The organism is Psychrobacillus syltrankelensis (assembly GCF_055454035.1).
The window spans coordinates 2,704,618-2,723,842 of sequence record NZ_CM144227.1; the positions used below are offsets into that span (position 1 = coordinate 2,704,618).

18 protein-coding genes and 1 other annotated feature (1 of these 19 cut by a window edge) are annotated in these 19,225 nt (G+C 38.1%); of the genes, 17 read left to right on the plus strand and 1 reads right to left on the minus strand.

Annotation, left to right across the window (positions count from 1 at the left end; translation table 11 throughout):
* The 4 genes from ACTSKG_RS13080 to ACTSKG_RS13095 are packed head-to-tail and all read left to right on the plus strand — an operon-like array spanning position 1 to position 3,934.
* The gene (locus ACTSKG_RS13080; protein ID WP_464755032.1) at positions 1-924 is read left to right on the plus strand and encodes a S66 peptidase family protein; all 924 of its coding nucleotides are present in this window, start codon (positions 1-3) and stop codon (positions 922-924) included.
* Positions 925-937: 13 nt separating this feature from the next.
* Complete coding sequence (locus ACTSKG_RS13085; RefSeq protein WP_464755033.1) at positions 938-2,020, plus strand: dipeptide epimerase; 1,083 nt, start codon at positions 938-940, stop codon at positions 2,018-2,020.
* Positions 2,021-2,036: 16 nt separating this feature from the next.
* The gene (locus ACTSKG_RS13090) at positions 2,037-2,960 is read left to right on the plus strand and encodes a C40 family peptidase (protein WP_464755034.1); all 924 of its coding nucleotides are present in this window, start codon (positions 2,037-2,039) and stop codon (positions 2,958-2,960) included.
* Between the two features lie 11 nt (positions 2,961-2,971).
* Positions 2,972-3,934 (plus strand): ABC transporter ATP-binding protein, encoded by a 963-nt coding sequence (locus ACTSKG_RS13095; RefSeq protein ID WP_464755035.1) that lies wholly within the window; start codon positions 2,972-2,974, stop codon positions 3,932-3,934.
* Positions 3,935-4,198: 264 nt separating this feature from the next.
* Here the strand turns inward: ACTSKG_RS13095 and ACTSKG_RS13100 are convergent, their stop codons facing one another.
* Positions 4,199-4,882, minus strand: coding sequence for a class I SAM-dependent methyltransferase (locus tag ACTSKG_RS13100; RefSeq protein WP_464755036.1), 684 nt, complete (start codon positions 4,880-4,882; stop codon positions 4,199-4,201).
* 130 nt (positions 4,883-5,012) lie between these two features.
* Here ACTSKG_RS13100 and ACTSKG_RS13105 point away from each other — a divergent pair, with 130 nt between their 5' ends.
* The 13 genes from ACTSKG_RS13105 (at position 5,013) to gltX (ending at position 19,116) form a co-directional block, all read left to right on the plus strand.
* Positions 5,013-5,936, plus strand: coding sequence for an ABC transporter ATP-binding protein (locus ACTSKG_RS13105; protein WP_464755037.1), 924 nt, complete (start codon positions 5,013-5,015; stop codon positions 5,934-5,936).
* A complete protein-coding gene (locus ACTSKG_RS13110) occupies positions 5,905-6,855 on the plus strand; it encodes an ABC transporter permease (RefSeq protein WP_464755038.1) in 951 nt (316 codons plus the stop codon). Before ACTSKG_RS13105 ends, ACTSKG_RS13110 begins: the two co-directional genes overlap by 32 nt.
* A gap of 355 nt (positions 6,856-7,210) precedes the next feature.
* Entirely contained in the window at positions 7,211-8,218 is a 1,008-nt protein-coding gene (rsgA, locus tag ACTSKG_RS13115) for a ribosome small subunit-dependent GTPase A (protein WP_464758030.1), read from the plus strand.
* Positions 8,219-8,240: 22 nt separating this feature from the next.
* Positions 8,241-8,690 carry a GNAT family N-acetyltransferase gene (locus tag ACTSKG_RS13120; protein ID WP_464755039.1) on the plus strand — a complete coding sequence of 150 codons (450 nt, stop codon included), beginning with the start codon at positions 8,241-8,243 and terminating at the stop codon, positions 8,688-8,690.
* A 169-nt stretch (positions 8,691-8,859) separates the two neighbouring features.
* Complete coding sequence (locus ACTSKG_RS13125) at positions 8,860-9,327, plus strand: CtsR family transcriptional regulator (protein ID WP_151701765.1); 468 nt, start codon at positions 8,860-8,862, stop codon at positions 9,325-9,327.
* Between the two features lie 21 nt (positions 9,328-9,348).
* Positions 9,349-9,894, plus strand: coding sequence for a UvrB/UvrC motif-containing protein (locus ACTSKG_RS13130; RefSeq protein ID WP_464755040.1), 546 nt, complete (start codon positions 9,349-9,351; stop codon positions 9,892-9,894).
* Positions 9,884-10,978 carry a protein arginine kinase gene (locus ACTSKG_RS13135; RefSeq protein WP_464755041.1) on the plus strand — a complete coding sequence of 365 codons (1,095 nt, stop codon included), beginning with the start codon at positions 9,884-9,886 and terminating at the stop codon, positions 10,976-10,978. The genes ACTSKG_RS13130 and ACTSKG_RS13135 overlap by 11 nt, the downstream gene beginning before the upstream one ends.
* Positions 10,975-13,422, plus strand: a complete 2,448-nt coding sequence (locus tag ACTSKG_RS13140) for an ATP-dependent Clp protease ATP-binding subunit (RefSeq protein ID WP_464755042.1) — start codon at positions 10,975-10,977, stop codon at positions 13,420-13,422. The genes ACTSKG_RS13135 and ACTSKG_RS13140 overlap by 4 nt, the downstream gene beginning before the upstream one ends.
* Before the next feature lie 262 nt (positions 13,423-13,684).
* Positions 13,685-15,055, plus strand: a complete 1,371-nt coding sequence (gene radA, locus ACTSKG_RS13145) for a DNA repair protein RadA (RefSeq protein ID WP_387584551.1) — start codon at positions 13,685-13,687, stop codon at positions 15,053-15,055.
* Between the two features lie 123 nt (positions 15,056-15,178).
* On the plus strand, positions 15,179-16,264 hold the full coding sequence (locus ACTSKG_RS13150; RefSeq protein ID WP_464755043.1) for a PIN/TRAM domain-containing protein: 1,086 nt from the start codon (positions 15,179-15,181) through the stop codon (positions 16,262-16,264).
* A gap of 72 nt (positions 16,265-16,336) precedes the next feature.
* Positions 16,337-17,026, plus strand: coding sequence for a 2-C-methyl-D-erythritol 4-phosphate cytidylyltransferase (ispD, locus tag ACTSKG_RS13155; RefSeq protein ID WP_464755044.1), 690 nt, complete (start codon positions 16,337-16,339; stop codon positions 17,024-17,026).
* Position 17,027: 1 nt separating this feature from the next.
* On the plus strand, positions 17,028-17,507 hold the full coding sequence (gene ispF / locus ACTSKG_RS13160) for a 2-C-methyl-D-erythritol 2,4-cyclodiphosphate synthase (RefSeq protein WP_464755045.1): 480 nt from the start codon (positions 17,028-17,030) through the stop codon (positions 17,505-17,507).
* A 145-nt stretch (positions 17,508-17,652) separates the two neighbouring features.
* The gene (gene gltX / locus ACTSKG_RS13165) at positions 17,653-19,116 is read left to right on the plus strand and encodes a glutamate--tRNA ligase (RefSeq protein ID WP_464755046.1); all 1,464 of its coding nucleotides are present in this window, start codon (positions 17,653-17,655) and stop codon (positions 19,114-19,116) included.
* A gap of 59 nt (positions 19,117-19,175) precedes the next feature.
* Positions 19,176-19,225: a binding site (T-box leader), on the plus strand (it continues 173 nt past the right edge of the window).

A 19,225-nucleotide genomic window follows, 5' to 3' on the forward strand; every position in this document is an offset into this window, starting at 1 on the left:
ATGAAAATCCGTCCAAAACGATTACAAATTGGAGATACCATTGGTATTATTGCTCCGTCTAGTCCACCAAATCTTAAGCAACTAAAGCGCTCGTTAAAATTTTTAGAAGAGCTAGGTTTGTCTTATGAAATGGGGAAAAGCGTAGAAAACGTATATGGTTATCTTGCTGGTTCAGATGATGAACGCTTAGAAGACTTACATGAGATGTTCGCTAATCCTGATATTGCAGGAATTATCTGTGCTGGTGGAGGATATGGGTCAGCTAGATACACAGATAAAATAGATTTTCAATTGATGAATGAATGTCCCAAAATTTTCTGGGGTTATTCGGATATTACTTTTTTACATACAAGTATGAATCTATATTCCGATATTGTGACTTTCCATGGTCCAATGTTAGCTTCGGATGTAGGGAAAGAAAGTTTTTCTGATTTGTCGAAAAAAATGTTTCAGCAATTATTTACACCAATGGAACTACATTATACAGAAGCAATTTCACCGTTAACACGCTTTTCAGGTGGAGTGGCCCGAGGAGAGTTAACGGGAGGGAATTTATCACTTCTTGCAAATGGGGTTGGGACGAAATACCAAGTAGATACAAGAGGGAAATTATTGTTGATAGAAGATATTGGTGAAGAACCATACCGAGTAGATGGGATGCTCAATCAGCTTCGACAAGCAGGTATCTTGGATGCAGCTTCCGGCTTTGTCATTGGAGACTTTAAAGACGCAGAACCTAAAAAACGCCAAGTATCTTTGTCCTTAGATGAAGTGCTAAACCACTACTTAGGTAGTTTAGGTAAGCCTGCTATGAGAGGATTCAAGATTGGGCATTGTGAACCTCATTTTGCCGTTCCACTTGGAGCAGAGGCTGAGTTGGATGCAGATAACTTGTCACTTGTTATTTTACCAGGTGTGGAATAAAGGGGGCTATTTGATGTTAATTCAATCAATAGAAACGGTTGATGTGGCTGTTCCACTTACGAAGCCTTTTAAAACAGCACTTCGAACTGTAACAACAGCGTATTCTATTTATGTAAAGGTAACTACTAGTGAAGGGCTAATAGGATATGGGGAAGCACCTCCAACGCATGTAATTACTGGCGAATCAATGGAAAGTATTCGATATGCAATTAATGAAATTATTGCACCCTCATTAATAGGACTTAACCTTTTGGAAAGTGAACATATTTTTCAAAAATTGAATGCTTGTCTTGTTAGGAATACAAGTGCGAAAGCTGCTGTGGATATGGCAATTTATGATTTACTAGCTCAACAAGCAGGGTTACCATTGTTTCGATTTCTTGGAGGATATAAAAACACGCTTGAGACTGATTTTACAGTTAGTGTTAATGAACCGAAAGAAATGGCAGACGATGCTGCTCGATATGTAAATGAAGGATTCAATGTGCTGAAAGTAAAAGTCGGGATTGGTAGCGTAAAAGATGATATTGCCCGTATTCATGCTATTCGAGAGCGTGTAGGAAATACACCGAAGCTTAGACTCGATGCAAACCAAGGGTGGAGTGCCAAAGAAGCAATAAGAGGTATTCGAATGATGGAAGATGCTGGCCTTGAGATTGAATTCGTTGAACAACCTGTTCCAGCTCATGATTTAGAGGGATTAAAGAAAGTAACAGATTGCACGGATACACTTATTATGGCGGATGAAAGTGTGTTCTTAGTGAATGATGCAAAAAGAGTTCTAGAAATGCGAGCTGCCGACTTGATCAATATAAAGCTCATGAAATCTGGTGGTATATATAACGCTATTAAGATTAACACACTTGCGGAAGCAAATGGAGTTGCATGTATGGTTGGAAGCATGATTGAAACGAAAATAGGAATTACAGCCGCTGCTCATTTTGCTGCCAGCCATGCAAATATTCATTACTACGATTTTGATGCACCTCTGATGCTAGCAAAAGATATGATTGTTGGTGGGGTTATTTATGAAAGAAGTAAGATGAGCTTCTCAAATGAACCAGGACTTGGCATTTCACGTGTACAAAAGGGATAGGAGGGGAGGTTAATAGATGACGATAGAAGCAAATGAATGGATATGTTCAGTAAAAGTTGCAACTGTTTGGACGGAGCCAGTTTCTGCTAGAGAAATGGATGCACCAGGGACTGCAAATCCTGTTTTATTAGCTGAATGGCTTGAGGCATTACAGTATAAGGAAAGACTTGCACTGTGTAATGAGAATCGTGTTCAGACGCAGCTTTTATATGGAGAACCAGTACTTGTAGAGGAAATAAAGGATGGTTGGGCAAAAATCATAGCTATTTGGCAACCATCTAAAAAAGATACTCGAGGATATCCTGGTTGGATTCCTTTAATACAATTACAGAAATCAAAACGAGTGGATTCGATTGGGGTTGCTCGTGTCTCTTCCGTGAGAGCTCAGTTGTGGGATATGAAGAAAAGACCGTTGCTTGTTGTACCATTTAATACGACTCTTCCTGTTATTTCAGAACAATCAACCTGTTATAAAGTCCATACAGCTCATGGGGAAGCCTTACTGGAAAAAAAGTTTGCTGATTACGCTAAATCTATGTACCATTTTCCAAAACTTTCGGTTGAACATGCAGTGGATTTAGGTGAGATTCACTTAGACTTACCTTATTTATGGGGCGGGATGTCTCCGTACGGCTATGACTGTTCAGGTTTTTCGTACAATATGTTGAAAGCGTGTGGGTATTTGATTCCGCGGGATGCAAGTGACCAAGCGCGTAACGGAGAAAAAGTCTCGATAGATGATTCCTCCACTTGGAAAAAAGGGGATTTAATCTTTTTTGCAAATGATGAGGGTACAGGACCTGTGCGTCATGTTGGGTTTTACTATGGAAATGGTCAATTATTACATTCCCCTTCGACTGGAAAATCAGTTGAAATTTTAGTGTTAGAGGGTTCTAAGCTTGAAAAGGAAATTTGTGCAGTGAGAAGGTATGCCGTTTAGGGGGGATTTACGTGACGGAAAAAGTTCTTTTGTCTGTAGAAAATTTGAAACGCCATTTTCAAATAGGGCATGGAGAGACGTTAAGGGCAGTTGATGGGATAAGTTTTGATATCGTCAGAGGTGAAACATTTGGACTGGTGGGAGAGTCAGGTTGTGGAAAGTCCACTGCAGGGCGAACCATTTTAGGGTTGTACAATAAAACAGAAGGTAACGTTCTGTTTGATGGTAAAAGTGTACATGACATGTCTGATAAAGAACGTAAAGATTATTTGAAGAAAATGCAAATGATTTTTCAAGACCCATATGCATCTCTAAATCCACGTTCAACAGTGTTAGAGATTATTTCGGAACCAATGGAAATACATAAACTGTACAATTCGAAAGAAGAGCTCAAAAGTAGAGTATATGAGTTATTAGAGGATGTTGGGCTTAATAGGGATCATGCCAATCGTTATCCCCATGAATTTTCAGGTGGACAAAGACAACGCATCGGGATTGCTCGTGCATTAGCTTTAGATCCTGAATTTATCATTGCAGATGAACCGATTTCGGCTCTAGACGTCTCCGTTCAAGCGCAGGTAGTGATGCTGCTACAACGATTGCAAAAGGAAAAAGGGTTAACATATTTGTTTATCGCCCATGATTTATCTATGGTGAAATACATTTCTGATCGAATTGGCGTAATGTATCTTGGACATATGGTAGAACTAACAACGAGTAGTCAGTTATATGACGATCCTTTGCACCCATACACAAAGGCATTATTGTCAGCTATTCCTATTCCGGATCCAGATATTGAGGAATCACGGCAGCGAATTCTATTACAAGGAGAGTTGCCTAGTCCGATTAATCCTCCTTCTGGATGTGTGTTTAGAACACGCTGTCCACATGCTATGGCAGTTTGCTCTGAAAAAAAGCCGGCTTGGAAGGAACAAGAACCGGGTCACTTTGTAGCTTGTCATTTATATAACTAATATATAGAAGCCTCTGCCTAAATAGATGCTTTCAGGTTGTAGACAAAGTCATTTTTAATTGGTATCTCTTCAGACTGTCTTGAAAACGCTTGTCAGTCGAGGCGCGCCAGCACGAGGCGGAAGCGAATAGAACTAAAGTTCATGAGCTTACAACGAAGTGCCAAGCAAGCGTTTTTGTTTGCGACGAGCTGTGCGCAGGAGCAACGAAGAATGCGAGCGTTTGTCAACAGTCTGAAAGCATCTGCCAAAGTAGATGCTTCTATTCTATTGCCCCTTATAACAAATCCATCCACCAAAAAGGGTTGTGGAGAAAAACATGGCGATTCGGTTAAAACCGGCCTCTGCTAGCAATTGTTCAATCATTTCTTTAGGTAAATAGGAAAGAGAAAGGATGTCCTGTTCCATTTCATTTACTTCATTTATAGAGAGTTTTGTCATATCTAGCCAGTAACTTTTCCAAAGTTTCAAACGTTCCTTGAACTCAACGCTTGTAGGCTCCCCGTACTTACTGATTAATACGAAAGGAGCTCCATTTTTTAATCTAGAATGAATCTCTTGAAGTGTTTTTAATTTTTCTTCATAGGAATGAATAAAATGTAAAACTAAAATACAAGTAGCAGCGTCAAAATTATTTAAACCTTCCACGTCTTCCACTGTACCTTGTATCAATTCTACGCGATCACTTACTCCAGCTTCTTTGCATTTATCTTTTGCAACTGCCAACATCGTCTCAGACTGATCCACTCCTGTAAACGTCCATCTTGGATTATTTGTGCTAAAATTAGTCACTTCATTGCCACCACCTGCTCCCACAACTAATATGTTTGCATCTCCCACGGTGTTAGCTCGTAAGAATGTTTCAATTAATCGAAGCATCGGATCATAAGTAGGTAAGGCTCTTCTAATTCCGCTATCATATTGTTTTGAAAGTTTTGCATCAAATTCCATTTTCATTCCTCCTAAATGCACTTTACAGTAACCTAAAAATTACAAATATGATTGTATAAAAATATTTTACTTAAAAAAATGAACTTTTGCGCTATAAAAACGTATTACCTAGTAAGGAAGGTGTGAGGAAATGGAAACAAAACCAATTGTTAAACTACAAAATGTAACGAAAGTAATTGGAAAAAAGAAGATTATTGATAATCTCAGCCTAGATTTATTGCCAGGTCAAATTACAGGATTTTTAGGGCCGAATGGAGCAGGGAAAACAACAACGATACGCATGATGACAGGCCTGATGAAGCCAACATCAGGAGAAGTATTTATTGATGGGCAAGCAATTTCTACTAACTTTGAGCAGTCTATGAGTAAAGTTGGAGTAATTGTAGAAAATCCAGAAATGTATAAGTTTATGAGTGGTTATAAAAATTTGCTACACTTTGCGAGAATGAACAAGAACGTGACAAAGGCTAGAATAGATGAAGTCATCGTTCAAGTGGGATTACAAAATCGGATTAATGAAAAAGTCTCGACTTATTCACTGGGAATGCGTCAACGTCTTGGACTTGCACAAGCGCTTTTACACCGACCGAAGTTCTTAATATTAGACGAGCCAACAAATGGACTGGATCCAGCTGGAATTCGTGAATTCCGATTGTACTTGCGTAAAATAGCTATTGAAGAAGGAGTTTCTATTTTTGTGTCCAGCCACTTACTAGCTGAAATAGAATTAATGTGTGATAGAATCGCTGTTATACAAAATGGGAAGTTAATCTCTATAAAAGAGGTTAAGGAGGATCAGGAGTCACATTATTACGTGGAGGCATCTCCTAAAGAAATGGCAAATGCTTTTTTTGCATCTAAAGATATGAAGGTAGAATTTCAAGGCATCGGCTTTGTGGTTCCGTTAGAAAAAGAGGCTGTACCAGTCATGATTGCTGAAATGGTTGAAAGCAATCTACAAGTTTATTCATTCAGTCCACATAAAAAAACACTTGAAGATCAATTCTTAGAAATGACAGGAGGTGGGCAAATTGCTGAATCTCATACGAAATGAATGGTTAAAGTTGTGGAGTAAAAAAGCTACTTGGGTGATGGTTGTACTTGTAGCCCTATTAATGATTGGATCTGCAGGTATTACAAAATGGGTCAATAACCAAACTGACTCGGTGGAAAACTGGAAACAGAATTCACAAGCGAAGATTACGTATTTTGAGCAAGAACTTGAGAATCCTAACTTGTCCAATGACGTATTGCAAGGTGACAAAGACTCCCTGGCAGTGGAAAAGTATCGTCTAGATCAAGATGTTGCGCCAATAAGTTCCAATAGCATTAAGGGATTTATTAGTAACATTCCTAACATGCTTTCCATTATTACGTTATTTTCAGTAATAGTGGCAGCTGGGATTGTTGCGTCTGAGTTTTCTCAAGGGACGATTAAAATGCTTTTAACGAGACCGGTGAAAAGGTGGAAAATACTAACCTCTAAACTTTTAACTGTAGGAATTTTTGCAATAGTAATGTCCATCATTCTATTTGTGTTTGGAGTAATTGGAGCTTATATTTTCTTTGATTCTGTCCCAGGAATGTATTTAGATGTAGTAAATGGTCAAGTAATAGAAGTTTCCTTTTGGGGTAGGGTTCTATTATTAACTGGACTTTCTCTTGTGAATGTATTTGTTATTGGAACGCTTGCATTTATGATTGGTTCGGTGTTTCGTTCGAGTTCTCTTGCTATTGGTATATCCATCTTTCTAATGTTCATGGGTGTAAATATTACGTTCATGTTAGCTAGGTTTGATTTTGCTAAATATATCTTATTTGCAAATACCAATCTAACTCAATATATAGGCGAAAATCATCCGATAATAGATGGGTTAACAATGCCTTTTTCTATCGTGGTAATTTTAATATACGTCATTGTATTTTTAGTTATTAGTTACTGGTCTTTTATGAAGAGAGATGTAACTGCATAAAATTTTGTTGACATATTGTTAATACTTATAGTATTCTGAAAATAACTTAAGGAAAGGAGTGAGGCATTATGGCTAGTGTAAATATTAAACAGCGAATCAGTAAGTTCATGATGTCCCACTCTATATGTCTCTAAAAAAGTAAGGTTTCTTACTTTTCTATTTGATATGCTTCTTTACTAATGACCGGGAAACCATGACTGCTGATTCGTGCAGTCATGGTTTTTTTATTGTTTAGCTTCGATGCCTTACCCCTTTGGGTAGACATAGGCATTGCCGCTATTCTACCCAAAATTAGGAGGAAGTTAAATTGAATTTAATCGAAAAATATGGTTGGAATAATAAATGGGAAGAAAAAATGCACGGTAAAGGAATTGCGGGTCGCGTTTTACTTGAGCATAAACACTTATATCGTGTCGTAACAAATGAAGGAGAATGGCTATGTTCTCTGTCAGGGAAATTCAAGTTTGATCATGACCGAGAAGCATTTCCCGCGGTAGGAGATTGGGTAGTGCTGGAGCAAATGCCTGGAGAAGAAAAAGGAATTATTCAAGAAGTCCTTCCACGCAGTTCCCAGTTTTCAAGAAAAGTAGCTGGTCAGACAACAGAAATACAGTTAATCGCTGTCAATGTTGATTTTGTATTTCTTGTGATGTCTCTTAATCACGATTTTAATGTACGTCGTTTAGAGCGGTATTTATTAGCGGCATGGGATTCAGGTGCAACACCGATTGTGGTGCTGACAAAAAAAGATACTTGTGACGATTTGTCCTATTATATTAATGAGGTGGAATCTGTCGCTTTTGGTGTAGATATTTTTGCGGTGAGTAGCGTCACGGGAGAAGGAATCGAGGAACTTTCGGTACTGTTATCAGCTGGTAAAACAGGAGCGCTTTTAGGTTCTTCGGGAGTTGGCAAATCCTCGTTGATTAATGCATTATCTGGAGAAGAAGTAATGGCGGTTAGTGATATACGAGAAGATGATAGTAAAGGACGTCATACGACAACGCATCGTGAGTTATCGTTGCTTCCAAGCGGAGGTCTGTTAATTGACACCCCCGGGATGAGAGAATTCCAACTATGGGAAAGTAGTGAAGGCATAAGTGCAAGTTTTAAAGATATTGAAGAACTAGCGGATGAATGCCGCTTTCGTGATTGCAAACATCAAAAAGAGCCAGGATGCGCTATACGAGAAGCAATTTCAACAGGTTCACTCAAAGAAGAACGATATAAAAACTATTTGAAGCTATTAAAAGAGCTTGCGCATATTGAAAGAAAAAATGATATCGTCGCTCGAAAAGTAGAACGAGACAAATGGAAGCAAGTGACCAAAATACAAAGAAGTAATTATAAGAAGAAAAAATAATTGCTTTTAAAGGAGTAATAAGATGATAAAGAACCTCCTTCATCAAGATGAAAAAGTTGCTGCGGAGATTTTAGAAATTCAGGTACCTGCTTATAAAATAGAGGCGGAGTTAATCGGATTTAATGGAATTCCTCAGATTCATGATTCTATTCATGACATAATGACCTCAAAGGAAACTTTTATCGGATACTATGAAGAGTCGCAATTGACCGGCTTTATATCATTTATAAATACTGATGAACTTATAGATATTTGTAGACTAGTTGTACATCCGAACTTTTTTCGTAAAGGAATTGCATCCATATTATTAAAGCATGTATTAGAAATCAAAAAGGCAAATCAGCACATTGAAGTTTCAACTGGAGCGAAAAATACCCCTGCTATTCAATTGTACGAACGCTTCGAATTCAAAAAAATAAATGATATTGAAATTGAACCAGACTTCTTTATTACACAGTTAATATACAAATAAAAGATTTGTGGAATACAAGTGCCCCCTTTGAAGCAAGCTAACTACTAACCATTCGGTTAGTAGTTTTTTGTTTTTTTCATTACGAATCATATCAATTGCACATATAAAATTTTCTCGCTATAATATAGTCAAAGTTAGTCAAAGTCAGTTTGCGAGAAGAGGTGAGAAGATGAAAAATATATCTGACATAATTGAAGGTTATTTAAAGTCTATTATAGAAGAAGAGAGTAAGGGCCAAATTGAAATAAAAAGAAGTGAAATTGCAGAAAAGTTTCAATGTGTTCCTTCTCAGATCAACTATGTGATAAATACCCGTTTTACCCAAGATCGCGGTTATTTAGTGGAAAGTAAACGCGGTGGTGGTGGATATATTCGAATTCTCCGCGTTCGTGCGCATACAAAGGCTGATTTGATTGAGCATATTATACAGAGCCTAGAAAATGGAGCATCGGAATCAATGACGGAAGACATAGTGTTCAGATTAATTGATGAAGAGGTAATCTCTAAACGAGAAGCCAAGCTCATTCTAGCTGGGCTTAATAGAACTACTCTTGCAATTCCACTACCCGTAAGGGATGAATTACGCTCACGAATATTATGTGCCATGTTGCTAACATTAAAGTATGAAATAAAGTGAAGTTAAACGGGGTGTTGAAAAGTGATTTGTGAAAATTGTAAGCAAAGACCAGCTAAAGTAACGGTTACGCAAGTGCATAACGGTGAACACTTTGAAAGACATTATTGTGAGAATTGTGCTAATAGTCTCCACCCGTTTTACGTAGAGTATAAACAAGATCCGTTATCTCTGCACCAGCTACTATCAAACTGGTTTAATCATGCAGAACAACAACCAATACATCAAAAACAGGATAGACCCAAATTAGTTTGCGATGAATGTGGTTGGTCTATCCAACGATTTTTAGATGAAGGAAAATTTGGATGTGCCTCCTGCTACAATAGCTTTCGTAACCAGTTACCTAATGTACTAAAACGACTGCATAACGGAAACATTACACATGTAGGCAAAGCACCAGGAGCACTAGGCGAAAAATTAGAACTGAAAAAAAGGATTGAGGCTATTCGTTTGCAAATGAAGGACGCCATTGAAACTGAACGATTCGAGGAAGCTGCCAAGTTAAGAGACGAGGCAAGAGAACTTGAGAGTAGGATTTCTTCTGGAGGTGACGAAAAGCATGTCGATTGAACGTTTTTTAGATAATTCTCCTTCTAGCTGGATGGCCGGTAGTGGAGATCATTCGGATATTGTAATGAGTACAAGAATTCGTTTGGCAAGAAACTTAAATGGCTACAGATTTCCACTAGCATTTACTGAGGATGAAGCGCATAAAATTGACCATTCAGTTTCCGCCACACTTTTAGATGCAGATGAAGAATTACAAATGAACTTCTCCTCTATTCAAATAAAAGATTTATCCGAATTAAATCGACAAGTATTAGTTGAAAAGCATTTAATTAGTCCTAAGCTTGCCAATTCACCGATGACTGGTTCGGTTTTACTTTCCGACGATGAGTCAGTTAGCGTGATGGTTAATGAGGAAGACCATATTCGAATCCAATGCTTGTTTCCCGGACTTCAGATTCAAGAAGCTTACGCGCAAGCGGATACAATCGATCGAGTTTTAGATAAAGCATTACCATTTGCATTTGATGAGCAATTTGGTTATTTAACAAGTTGTCCAACTAACACCGGAACTGGTTTAAGAGCATCTGTCATGATGCACCTACCAGCTCTAACAATGACAAAGCAAATGAACAGAATAGTTACAATTATCTCCAGATTAGGAATGGTTGTGAGAGGAATTTACGGTGAAGGTAGCGAAGCCCTCGGAAACGTTTACCAAGTATCTAATCAGACTACATTAGGTAAAACGGAAGAGGATATTCTTTCGGATCTTCAAAGTATTACGGAACAAATAATTCAAAAAGAAAAAGAATCAAGAATTGCACTATTAAATCATTCTGCCAATACACTAGAAGATCGGTTATACCGGTCATTGGGAACTTTATCATATGCACGTATCATCACGACAGAGGAAGCTGCTAGATGTCTGTCTGACGTACGTCTAGGAATAGATATAGGGCTTATAGAAGATGTAGATGTGACTATTTTGAATGAATGTATGGTTTTTATGCAACCAGGATTTTTACAACAATATGCAGAAACCACTTTGAATGCTTCTGAACGGGATACGTTTCGAGCAAAGTTATTAAGGGAACGGTTAAAAATGGGAGAAAATCCTAAAACAAAAGGAGAGGAACTTGCATGATGTTTAATCGATTTACACAAAGATCTCAAAAAGTATTACAACTAGCACAAGAAGAAGCTATTCGCCTAAAGCATGAATCAATTGGAACAGAACATATATTACTTGGACTTATAAGAGAAGGTAGTGGAATTGCTGCAAAAGCATTGGAAGCGATAGAAGTAGATCCTAAAGTTATTGAAGCTGGAATCGAAGAGTTAGTTGGTACAGGAGCTGAAGAAGTCGGTCCAATTGTTCACTACACACCTCGTGCGAAAAAAGTTATCGAACTTTCAGTAGATGAGTCTCGCAAGCTGGGGCACTCCTATATTGGAACGGAACATTTACTTCTCGCATTAATCCGAGAAGGAGAAGGAGTAGCGGCAAGGGTTTTAAATAATGCCGGAGTTAGCTTAAATAAAGCTCGTCAACAAGTGCTTCAATTGTTAGGAAGTACTGATCAATCTCATGGAAACGGCAGTAATAGTGCTGCACCTGCTAGTACTCCAACATTAGATGGATTAGCACGTGATTTAACGCAAATTGCGAGAGAAGGTACTTTAGATCCTGTTATTGGGCGTAGTAAAGAAATTACGCGTGTTATAGAAATTTTGGCACGTCGTACTAAGAATAACCCTGTATTAATAGGTGAACCAGGTGTAGGTAAAACTGCCATTGCTGAAGGACTTGCACAACAAATTGTACAAAATGAAGTGCCGGAAATATTACGCGATAAACGAGTAATGACATTGGACATGGGGACTGTCGTTGCAGGTACGAAATACCGTGGTGAATTTGAAGATCGTTTGAAAAAAGTGATGGATGAAATTCGCCAAGCTGGAAATGTTATATTATTCATCGATGAACTTCATACACTAATAGGAGCAGGTGGAGCAGAAGGTGCAATTGATGCTTCAAATATTTTGAAACCTGCGTTAGCGCGTGGCGAAATTCAATGTATTGGTGCAACAACACTAGATGAATATCGTAAATATATAGAAAAAGATGCAGCACTTGAACGTCGTTTTCAACCAATTCAAGTAGATGAACCATCAGTGGATGAAGCTATTCAAATTATTTACGGCTTACGAGATCGTTATGAAGCACATCATCGTGTGAAAATTACGAACGAGGCAGTAGAAGCTGCAGTTAAAATGTCAGATCGGTACATTTCGGATCGCTTTTTACCTGACAAAGCAATTGATTTAATCGATGAAGCTGGTTCAAAGGTTCGTCTGCGCTCTTATACAACTCCACCTAATTTAAAAGAATTAGAAGCTAAATTAGAATCAGTTCGTTCGGAGAAAAATGCTGCAGTACAAAGTCAAGAATTTGAAAAAGCCGCATCTTTCCGTGATAAAGAACAGAAACTAAAAGATGAACTAGAACAAATGAAAGACTCATGGAAAGAAAAACAAGGAAAAGAAGAGTCTGAGGTGACAGTGGAGGATATCGCAGCGGTTGTCTCTATGTGGACGGGAGTCCCAGTATCGAAACTTGCCCAAACAGAATCTGAAAAGTTATTAAAATTAGAAGAAAAGCTTCATGAGAGAGTAATTGGGCAAGCAGAAGCTGTCGATGCAATTTCACGTGCAATTCGTCGAGCTCGAGCGGGTCTAAAGGATCCAAAACGACCGATTGGATCATTTATTTTCCTTGGACCTACTGGTGTAGGTAAAACCGAACTTGCTCGGGCATTAGCAGAAGTAATGTTTGGTGACGAGGATGCAATGATTCGTGTTGATATGTCTGAGTACATGGAAAAGCATTCGACTTCTCGTCTTGTTGGCTCTCCTCCAGGCTACGTTGGATTTGACGATGGTGGCCAATTAACTGAAAAAGTACGTCGTAAACCTTACTCTGTCATTTTGTTAGACGAAATAGAAAAAGCACATCCTGATGTGTTTAATATTCTTCTTCAAGTATTAGAAGATGGACGTTTAACTGATTCTAAAGGGCGTACAGTTGATTTTCGTAATACAGTTGTTATAATGACATCTAACGTAGGTGCAGATGCACTTAAATACAATAAATACGTTGGATTTAACCTACAAGACGGTGGAAAAACAGATTATAAAGATATGAAAGGTAAAATGCTAGAAGAATTGAAAAAAGCATTCCGCCCTGAATTCTTAAATCGTTTGGATGAAATGATTGTGTTCCACTCGTTAGAAAGAGAGCATTTAAAGCAAATAGTAACGCTTATGACTCAACAACTAGCAAAACGTTTAAAAGAACAAGGTATTGAGTTAGAGTTAACAGAAGCGGCTCAAGATAAAATAACGACAGAAGGATACGATCCAACGTATGGTGCACGTCCATTACGTCGAGCATTACAAAAACACGTAGAAGATCGGTTATCGGAAGAGTTGCTTAAAGGTGAAGTACTAACTGGTCAACATGTAGTATTTGACGTGGAGAATGACGAATTCGTTGTCCGGATTAAATCAGCAGTAACAGAGGATTAATATTCTGGGGCATTCCAAACTTCGTGTAAGGAATGCCTTTTTTCAATTAAGCTACAGCGCGCCTATCCTTAGGGTCATTAGCCAATATTTATATGACGAAATGGAATCTTCTTCGGAATTCGACTCTTGTTTGTTGAAGGGTGTAGAGGTAAATAATGCTATAAGTATAGAAGTGTTTTCAGTCGTTTAGAAACGATGTTAGGGCAATATACGGACTCTTTTTGATACAGCGCTGGTGGCTTTTTCTACATAGGAGGATCAAATGGCGAAACGAAAAACGAAATTTATGTGTAATTCATGTGGTTATGAGTCAGCAAAATGGATGGGAAGATGTCCTGGTTGCGGTGAATGGAATACAATGGTAGAAGAGATGGAGGTTGTTTCGAAAGGACCGAAACGATCATTCCAACATTCTACGGGAGTAGCGCAAAAAGCTACGCCGATTGTTGCAGTGGAAACAGTTGATGAACCCCGAGTAGAAACGGAACTCATGGAGTTGAATCGAGTACTTGGCGGTGGTATTGTACCTGGATCCCTTATATTAATCGGTGGAGACCCGGGTATCGGAAAGTCAACTTTACTTTTACAAGTTTCTGCACTACTAGCTAATAAAGGTGAGCGCGTTTTATATATTTCTGGTGAGGAGTCGATTAGACAGACGAAGCTTCGTGCGGAGCGTTTAGGTGTAACTTCTGGTGAACTTTATATCTATTCAGAAACCAATTTAGAATTAATCAATGAAACAATTGATAGTGTAGAGCCTAGATTTGTCATCGTCGATTCCATTCAAACGGTACATCATCCAGAAGTGACAAGTGCTCCTGGAAGTGTATCTCAAGTTCGAGAATGTACAGCTGAACTAATGCGTATTGCGAAAACAAAAAATATAGCAATCTTTTTAGTAGGGCATGTAACAAAAGAAGGACAGATTGCCGGTCCTCGTTTACTTGAGCATATGGTAGATACAGTTTTATATTTTGAAGGTGAACGCCATCATACGTACCGAATTTTAAGGTCACAGAAAAATAGATTTGGTTCAACAAATGAAATTGCTATTTTTGAGATGGTACAACAAGGCTTAAAAGAAGTATTAAATCCTTCTGAACTATTTTTACAAGAGCGTTCACACGGAGCTGCCGGATCAGCAATTGTGGCATCGATGGAAGGGACAAGACCTATTTTAGTTGAAATTCAAGCCCTTGTTACACAATCTAGTTTTAATTATCCAAAACGAATGGCAACAGGACTCGATCAAAATAGAGTTTCCTTACTCATGGCCGTACTAGAAAAACGTATGGGATTACTCTTACAAACGCAAGATGCTTATATAAAAGTTGCAGGTGGAGTTAAATTAGATGAACCTGCTATCGATTTAGCCGTCCTAGTAAGTATCGTATCTAGTTTCCGTGACACAGGGGTCACACCTACTGATTGTTTTGTAGGTGAAGTTGGACTAACCGGTGAAGTGAGAAGAGTATCAAGAATTGAACAACGAGTGCTAGAAGCAGCTAAATTAGGATTTAAACGAGCGGTGGTTCCTGCCTCTAATTTAGGGGGGTGGGACTATCCAAAAGGAATTCAAGTAATTGGGGTAGAAACAGTAAATGATGCGATGAAAGAAGCGTTTAAATAATATCGTTTTATTTGTACATTTAATATAACTAACAGGAGTAGTGGGTTACTCCTGTTAGACAAAATAGACGTATAAAGAGATTAGGCGGTATAATTAAATGGTAAATAAATGGAGGTGGAGTGTTTGTTAAAATGGATTATTCAAATTGCATTCATTTTAATAGGAGGTACATTAGGGTTAATTTTTTTACCGCACTTATATGAATTTTTTAATTTATCCGATAACCCATGGATTCAAAATCCTTATGTTTCTGTTATTATTGGTGCGATCATTCTGTATATTGCGGCGTTTTTTTTAACAGACTATTTAATTAACTTTATTCGATGGATGGAAGAGCGGCTCTTAAAGGCGCCTATAGGTGATTTGCTTTTTGGGACAATAGGACTTGTCATTGGATTAATTGTTGCATTTTTACTTGGAACAGCTATAAATAATATAGTGATTCCTGGTATCGGATCAGTTGTTCCGGTTTTGTTATCTATTGTGCTTGGTTATTTAGGTTTTCAAGTGGGCTTTAAAAAACGGGATGAGTTACTACAAGTTTTTACTACCTCCAAACAACCGGGACAAAAGAAAAAAAGTGTAGAAGAAGAGGAGGGTCTAAGTTTAGGTACCTATAAACTTCTGGATACAAGTGTCATTATAGATGGGCGAATTGCTGATATTTCACAAACCGGTTTTATGGAAGGGGTATTGGTAGTTCCTCAGTTTGTTCTAACAGAATTACAGCATATTGCAGATTCTTCTGATACATTGAAAAGAACAAGAGGGCGTCGTGGTCTAGACGTGTTAAAAACATTACAGACAGAACGTTCTTCAGCTGTATTAATTGTGGAAGAAGACTTTGAAGACATACAAGAAGTCGACTTAAAGCTTATGCGTTTAGCGAAAAAAATGAATGGAATTGTAGTGACGAATGATTTCAACTTAAATAAAGTTTGTGATCTTCATCAAGTGCGGGTTCTTAACATTAATGATCTTGCAAACGCTGTAAAGCCAGTCGTTATTCCCGGGGAAATAATGCATGTAGTCGTTATTAAAGATGGCAAAGAGCACAACCAAGGTGTCGCATACTTAGATGATGGAACGATGATTGTTGTAGAAGGTGGAAAATCATATATTGGGCAAGCAATTAATGTAGAAGTTACAAGTGTTCTTCAAACTTCTGCAGGTCGAATGATTTTCGCTAAACCACAAGACTCAAAGTAATGGTTGGGGTTGTTTCCTAGAGTTTAGTAGGAACAACCTTTTTCTTTTGCTTACAGGAGGAGAAGATATAAGATGTATACGGTACTATTACCTGCCGCAGGTAGTGGAAAACGCATGGGAGCAGGTCAAAATAAGCTTTTTTTAGAATTGAGACAGATTCCAATATTAATACATACTTTGAGTGTCTTTGAGCAAGATTCGAAGTGTAAACACATTGTATTAGCTGTAAAAAAAGAAGAGAAAGCATTTATTGAGCAATTGTTATTAAAACATCATATTACGAAAGTTGTTGCAATTACTGAAGGTGGAGCAGAGAGGCAGCATAGTGTATATGCTTGTTTAAAATGTTCTCCTGACAAAGGGATTGTACTTGTGCATGATGCAGCAAGACCTTTTATAAAACAAGAAGTCATTCACCAACTTGTTCAAACCGCTATGGACTCGGGAGCGGCGGTAGCCGCAGTACGTGCAAAAGATACGATGAAAAAAGTAAAGAACGGTATAATTCAAGAAACGGTAGATCGTGATAGTTTGTGGATTATTCAAACACCACAAGCTTTTCAATTTTCACTATTAGAAAAGGCAGAACGCCTTGCGGAAGAAGAAGCATTTTTGGGTACGGATGAAGCGATACTTGTAGAACGTTTAGGAGAGCAAGTTCACATAGTAGAAAGTACTTATGATAATGTAAAAATGACGACAAAGGAAGATCTTCTCTTTGGAGAAGTAATATTAAATAAACTTAAGCAGGAGGAACAATAATATGATGCGAATTGGTCAAGGATTTGATGTGCATGAATTTGCGGATAATCGTCCGTTAATTATAGGAGGAGTTACGATTCCTTATGAGAGAGGGCTTATTGGACATTCGGATGCGGACGTATTGCTCCATACTATTACAGACGCAGCACTAGGCGCAATTGGAGAAGGAGATATTGGGAGACATTTCCCAGATACAGATCCGGAATTTAAAGATGCGGATTCAGCGAAATTACTAGAATATATATGGAAACTAGTGGATGCTCGTGGTTACAAATTAGGAAATATCGATTGTACGGTTATTGCACAAAAGCCAAAAATGGCGCCACATATTGAAGTGATTCGTGCGCGAGTAGCAGAATTACTTCAAGCAGATGTATCGCAAGTGAACGTAAAAGCAACAACTACTGAAAAGTTAGGATTTACAGGTCGAGAAGAAGGAATTGCTTCCATGGCAACAATATTACTTGTGAAGAAAGACTAACTTTAAAAAACATGTTAGCAATGGTAGAATAAATAAAGTTTAAGCCTCCGGTGAAAGGGATTCATCGAGCAGGCTCGATACAAGATCTGGAAGCAAGTATGCCAAGGCAAATTTGATTACGTTCGAAAACTAGGAGGATATTACAATGACACAAGAAGTTCGTGTACGATACGCACCAAGTCCAACAGGGTTTTTACATATTGGAGGGGCGCGTACAGCATTATTTAATTATTTATTTGCACGTCATCATAACGGAAAGTTTATCGTTCGTATTGAGGATACAGATATTGAACGTAATGTGGAAGGCGGCGAATTATCACAGCTTGAAAATTTGAAGTGGTTAGGCATTGAATATGATGAGTCCGTGGATATCGGAGGACCTTATGCACCGTATCGCCAAATGGAGCGTCTAGATATTTATGCAAAACATGCAGAAGAAATGCTAGAAAAAGGACATGCCTATAAATGCTTCTGTACTTCGGAGGAGCTAGAGGCAGATCGTGAAGTTCAAAAGGCAAAAGGAGTAGCCGCTCCTATGTATAATGGTAAATGCCGTCATTTATCTGCTGACGAAGTACAAGCAAAAGAAAATGCAGGTATGCCATTTACAATTCGCATGCGTGTACCTGAAAATGTAACGTATACATTTGATGATTTAGTTCGTGGATCGGTTACATTTGAATCGAAAGATGTGGGTGACTGGGTACTTGTAAAAGCTAATGGAATTCCAACATATAACTATGCGGTAGTATTAGATGATTATTTTATGAAAATTTCACATGTATTCCGTGGAGAAGAGCATTTATCTAACACGCCAAAACAATTAATGGTATTTGACGCATTTGGATGGGATTATCCAAAATACGGACATATGACATTAATCATTAATGAAAGTCGTAAAAAACTATCAAAACGTGATGAGTCCATTATTCAATTTGTCACTCAATATAAAGATCTTGGTTATTTGCCAGAAGCGATGTTCAACTTCTTTGCTCTTTTAGGGTGGTCACCAGAAGGGGAAGATGAAATTTTCTCGAAAGAAGAATTCATTAATATCTTTGATGTGAACCGTCTATCTAAATCACCGTCTATGTTTGATAAACAAAAGTTGACGTGGATGAACAATCAATACATTAAACAGTTACCGCTTGAGAAAGTCGTTGAACTTGCACTCCCTCATTTGCAAAAGGCAGAACTTCTTCCAGCAGAATTAACTGCGGATGAGCATGAATGGGCTACAAAGTTGATAGCTCTTTACCATGATCAAATGAGCTACGGGGCAGAAATCGTTGAATTATCTTCTCAGTTCTTTGATCACGAGATTGCATATACTGAAGAAGCAGCAGAAGTATTAGCGGGTGAGCAAGTTCCTGAAGTAATGGCATCGTTTAAAACACAATTAGAATCTCTAGAAACATTTGAAGCGACCGATATTAAAGCAGCGATAAAAGCAGTTCAAAAAGAAACGGGTCATAAAGGGAAAAATCTATTCATGCCAATTCGTGTAGTGACTACTGGTCAAACACATGGACCCGAGTTAGCAGATGCTATTAGTCTTATTGGCAAAGAAAAAGTAATTGCTCGAGTGGCTAAATTCGCGAAACAATAAGATTGACTTTCAGCTTATTAGGTGTGAAAATGAGGATACAAATTCCAGTTTGGAAGCTATAGAAAGCTAGGAAGAGGAGAAGTAAGTAACGCAAGTTCTTTAGAGAGGA

What these genes read in the sequence shown, in the direction of transcription:
- ACTSKG_RS13080 (WP_464755032.1), top strand. Translation starts at nt 1, where the DNA reads ATGAAAATCCGTCCAAAACGATTACAAATTGGAGATACCATTGGTATT.
- ACTSKG_RS13085 (WP_464755033.1), top strand. Translation starts at nt 938, where the DNA reads ATGTTAATTCAATCAATAGAAACGGTTGATGTGGCTGTTCCACTTACG.
- ACTSKG_RS13090 (WP_464755034.1), top strand. Translation starts at nt 2,037, where the DNA reads ATGACGATAGAAGCAAATGAATGGATATGTTCAGTAAAAGTTGCAACT.
- ACTSKG_RS13100 (WP_464755036.1), bottom strand. Translation starts at nt 4,882, where the DNA reads ATGGAATTTGATGCAAAACTTTCAAAACAATATGATAGCGGAATTAGA.
- ACTSKG_RS13105 (WP_464755037.1), top strand. Translation starts at nt 5,013, where the DNA reads ATGGAAACAAAACCAATTGTTAAACTACAAAATGTAACGAAAGTAATT.
- rsgA (WP_464758030.1), top strand. Translation starts at nt 7,211, where the DNA reads ATGCACGGTAAAGGAATTGCGGGTCGCGTTTTACTTGAGCATAAACAC.
- ACTSKG_RS13120 (WP_464755039.1), top strand. Translation starts at nt 8,241, where the DNA reads ATGATAAAGAACCTCCTTCATCAAGATGAAAAAGTTGCTGCGGAGATT.
- ACTSKG_RS13125 (WP_151701765.1), top strand. Translation starts at nt 8,860, where the DNA reads ATGAAAAATATATCTGACATAATTGAAGGTTATTTAAAGTCTATTATA.
- ACTSKG_RS13135 (WP_464755041.1), top strand. Translation starts at nt 9,884, where the DNA reads ATGTCGATTGAACGTTTTTTAGATAATTCTCCTTCTAGCTGGATGGCC.
- ACTSKG_RS13140 (WP_464755042.1), top strand. Translation starts at nt 10,975, where the DNA reads ATGATGTTTAATCGATTTACACAAAGATCTCAAAAAGTATTACAACTA.
- radA (WP_387584551.1), top strand. Translation starts at nt 13,685, where the DNA reads ATGGCGAAACGAAAAACGAAATTTATGTGTAATTCATGTGGTTATGAG.
- ispD (WP_464755044.1), top strand. Translation starts at nt 16,337, where the DNA reads ATGTATACGGTACTATTACCTGCCGCAGGTAGTGGAAAACGCATGGGA.
- ispF (WP_464755045.1), top strand. Translation starts at nt 17,028, where the DNA reads ATGATGCGAATTGGTCAAGGATTTGATGTGCATGAATTTGCGGATAAT.
- gltX (WP_464755046.1), top strand. Translation starts at nt 17,653, where the DNA reads ATGACACAAGAAGTTCGTGTACGATACGCACCAAGTCCAACAGGGTTT.